General features: G+C 50.4%; 1 rRNA gene. It reads left to right on the top strand.

Going from position 1 to position 809, the window contains the following annotated elements:
• Positions 1–809, top strand: a 23S ribosomal RNA gene (locus KO539_RS29815); the annotation flags it as partial.

Here is an 809-nt window from a genome sequence, read left to right as displayed (position 1 = left end):
TACTAAGCGTACGACAAGTAGGGCGGGACACGTGACATCCTGTCTGAATATGGGGGGACCATCCTCCAAGGCTAAATACTCGTAATCGACCGATAGTGAACCAGTACCGTGAGGGAAAGGCGAAAAGAACCCCGGAAGGGGAGTGAAATAGATCCTGAAACCGTGTGCATACAAACAGTAGGAGCGGACTTGTTCCGTGACTGCGTACCTTTTGTATAATGGGTCAGCGACTTACATTCAGTGGCAAGGTTAACCATATAGGGAAGCCGTAGAGAAATCGAGTCCGAATAGGGCGATCAGTCGCTGGGTGTAGACCCGAAACCAAGTGATCTACTCATGGCCAGGATGAAGGTGCGGTAACACGCCCTGGAGGTCCGAACCCACTAATGTTGAAAAATTAGGGGATGAGCTGTGGGTAGGGGTGAAAGGCTAAACAAACTTGGAAATAGCTGGTTCTCTCCGAAAACTATTTAGGTAGTGCCTCAAGTATCACCATCGGGGGTAGAGCACTGTTATGGCTAGGGGGTCATTGCGACTTACCAAACCATTGCAAACTCCGAATACCGATGAGTGCGAGCTTGGGAGACAGACGTCGGGTGCTAACGTCCGGCGTCAAGAGGGAAACAACCCAGACCGCCAGCTAAGGTCCCAAAGATTGGCTAAGTGGAAAACGAAGTGGGAAGGCTAAAACAGTCAGGATGTTGGCTTAGAAGCAGCCATCATTTAAAGAAAGCGTAATAGCTCACTGATCGAGTCGTCCTGCGCGGAAGATGTAACGGGGCTAAGCCAGTCACCGAAGCTGCGGATAT

This window comes from Janthinobacterium sp. NKUCC06_STL, assembly GCF_019345455.1.
Classification (GTDB): domain Bacteria; phylum Pseudomonadota; class Gammaproteobacteria; order Burkholderiales; family Burkholderiaceae_D; genus Janthinobacterium; species Janthinobacterium rivuli.
Note: the sequence above shows the minus strand (reverse complement) of the source record. Positions and strands in the feature narration are given on the sequence as shown.